This is a genomic window from Shewanella sp. AC91-MNA-CIBAN-0169 (assembly GCF_040310165.1).
Lineage (GTDB): Bacteria > Pseudomonadota > Gammaproteobacteria > Enterobacterales > Shewanellaceae > Shewanella.
In genome coordinates, this window is the sequence record NZ_JBEOPM010000054.1 from 1 (window position 1) to 2,608 (window position 2,608).

1 protein-coding gene and 4 tRNA genes are annotated in these 2,608 nt (G+C 41.6%); 3 read left to right on the top strand and 2 right to left on the bottom strand.

The window, feature by feature from the left end:
• Positions 1-463 precede the first annotated feature (463 nt).
• Together AAEY98_RS22045 and gltX are read right to left on the bottom strand one after the other, a co-directional pair.
• Positions 464-539 (bottom strand) — tRNA-Ala (locus AAEY98_RS22045).
• 102 nt (positions 540-641) lie between these two features.
• Positions 642-2,051 (bottom strand): glutamate--tRNA ligase, encoded by a 1,410-nt coding sequence (gene gltX, locus AAEY98_RS22050; RefSeq protein ID WP_351019672.1) that lies wholly within the window; start codon positions 2,049-2,051, stop codon positions 642-644.
• Between the two features lie 256 nt (positions 2,052-2,307).
• Here gltX and AAEY98_RS22055 point away from each other — a divergent pair.
• The 3 genes from AAEY98_RS22055 to AAEY98_RS22065 all read left to right on the top strand — a co-directional run bounded on the left by AAEY98_RS22055 (position 2,308) and on the right by AAEY98_RS22065 (position 2,607).
• Positions 2,308-2,383, top strand: a tRNA-Val gene (locus AAEY98_RS22055).
• Between the two features lie 39 nt (positions 2,384-2,422).
• Positions 2,423-2,498: transfer RNA gene (locus tag AAEY98_RS22060), tRNA-Val, on the top strand.
• A gap of 33 nt (positions 2,499-2,531) precedes the next feature.
• A tRNA-Val gene (locus AAEY98_RS22065) sits at positions 2,532-2,607 on the top strand.
• Position 2,608 lies beyond the last annotated feature (1 nt).

A 2,608-nucleotide genomic window follows, 5' to 3' on the forward strand; every position in this document is an offset into this window, starting at 1 on the left:
AATGGGACACATTTGATACGTTATACTCTGTATCGAGTGAATACTCATTAGTGTCTGTAGGCTAAACACCAGTGCTAATTACCTATAATGAAGAACAAAACCCTAAGGATTCGAACCCCTGTTACCGCCGACTCTTTATAAATCAAAGTGGGCGATGTCCTAAGCTCTATTTCTAGACGAATGGGACACATTTGATATGTTATACTCTGTATCGAGTGAATACTCATTGGTGTCTGTAGGCTAAACACCAGTGCTAGTTACCTATAATGAAGAACAAAACCTTAAGGATTCGAACCCCTGTTACCGCCGACTCTTTATAAACCAAAGTGGGCGATGTCCTAAGCGCTATTTCTAGACTAATGGGACACATTTGATACGTTATACTCTGTATCGAGTGAATACTCATTGGTGTCTGTAGGCTAAACATCAATGCTAATTATCTACTTAAAGACTGTTAAGTAAGTGGTGGAGCTACACGGGATCGAACCGTGGACCTCTTCACTGCCAGCGAAGCGCTCTCCCAGCTGAGCTATAACCCCTCTTACTTAATGCTTTTGGATATGCTACTAGAAAAAACTAACATCATGTCTCAACTGCGAGGCGCATTCTATGCAGCATACCCAAAAGTGTCAACTCGTTTTTTAGGAATTTATTCTATCTGCTACAAATTCAATCGCTTTGGATATTCTTTGTGCAGATCTTTCTTTTCCGATTAAGAACAAGGTTAAATCTAATGCAGGAGACTGTCCTGCGCCAGTAACCGCAACGCGTAAAGGCATACCTACTTTACCCATGCCGACATCAAGTTCTGTCGCTGTCGCTTCAATAACGTTGTGAATATTCTCTACGCTCCAATCATTTAGTTCAGATAACTTTTGATTGAACAATGTTAAAGGCTCTAGTGCCACGCCACGTAAATGCTTCTTAGCTTGGGCTTCATCAAAATCAGCAAAGTCTTCATAGAAGTAACGACTTGAAGCAGCTAATTCTTTTAATGTTTTCGCTCGTTCTGATAATGCTGTAACAATTTCAGTTAACGCTGGACCATTGCTAGTATCAATTTTCTGATCATCCATATGCCATTGTAAATGTGATGCGACATAAACAGGATCGAGAGACTTGATATAATGTTGGTTTAACCAAATAAGCTTATCAGTATTAAAAGCTGAAGCAGCTTTATTGATATCATTTAACTTAAACAGCGTTTTCAACTCTTCCATTGAAAATATTTCTTGATCGCCATGAGACCAACCTAAGCGAACAAGATAGTTTAATAGTGCTTCTGGTAGATACCCGTCATCACGGTATTGCATAACGCCCACAGCACCATGACGTTTAGATAGCTTGGCGCCATCGTCACCTAGAATCATCGACACATGTGCATATTCAGGGATCGGTGCGCCTAATGCTTTAAGTATGTTGATTTGGCGTGGCGTATTATTGATATGATCTTCACCGCGTACAACGCAGGTAATACCCATGTCCCAGTCATCTACTACAACACAGAAATTATAGGTTGGTACACCATCGGTACGCTTAATGATTAAATCATCAAGCATATCGTTAGAAATTTCGATTCGACCACGAACGTGATCATCAAATATAACACTGCCTTCAATTGGGTTTTTAAAGCGAATGACAAAAGGTTCGCCAGTGTCACGAGGTGCAAGGTTACGACAACAACCGTCATATTTCTGTTGCAAACCTTGCGCAGCTTGGTCTTCACGCATGCTCTCAATGCGTTCACGCGAGCAATAGCATTTGTATGCAGTGCCTTTGTCTAGCATTTGCTCAATAATTTCATTGTAACGATCAAAACGTTTAGTTTGGTAATAAGGACCTTCATCCCAAGTCAAACCTAACCAGTTCATACCGTCAAGAATGGCATCACATGCTTCTTGAGTTGAACGTTCAATATCAGTGTCTTCAATACGAAGTACAAATTCACCATTGTTAGCACGTGCGTGCAACCATGAATAAAGTGCTGTACGAGCACCACCTACATGAAGAAAACCAGTTGGACTTGGAGCAAAACGCGTCTTAGTAGTCATAATCGGACACTAACCTATTTATAAACGTCTAAAGAAGACAAACAAAAAAATGTGCCGCTATTCTAACAGTCAAACCCAGCAGTTGAAATGGTGGACTTTCAAACCTAGGGAGGTTTTTGGATTTTCTTTATTTTTGATCACAATCCCTTGTTCAACAAAGCATCAAAGCGAACAATTTTAGTCCGACTGACATTATTTTAAATAAAAAGCGTTGACAGGTTTTGCTTGCCCCCTATAATACGGCCCCACACAGCGAGGTCGATTAGCTCAGCTGGGAGAGCACCTCCCTTACAAGGAGGGGGTCACTGGTTCGAGCCCAGTATCGACCACCATATTTTTATTTATGGATTATAACTGTTAATTATATCCCAGGTCGCTTAGCTCAGCTGGGAGAGCACCTCCCTTACAAGGAGGGGGTCACTGGTTCGAGCCCAGTAGCGACCACCATATTTTACCATGTTAAAAGAATTGATATTCCCAGGTCGCTTAGCTCAGCTGGGAGAGCACCTCCCTTACAAGGAGGGGGTCACTGGTTCGAGCCCAGTAGCGACCACCAT

What these genes read in the sequence shown, in the direction of transcription:
- gltX (WP_351019672.1), bottom strand. Translation starts at nt 2,051, where the DNA reads ATGACTACTAAGACGCGTTTTGCTCCAAGTCCAACTGGTTTTCTTCAT.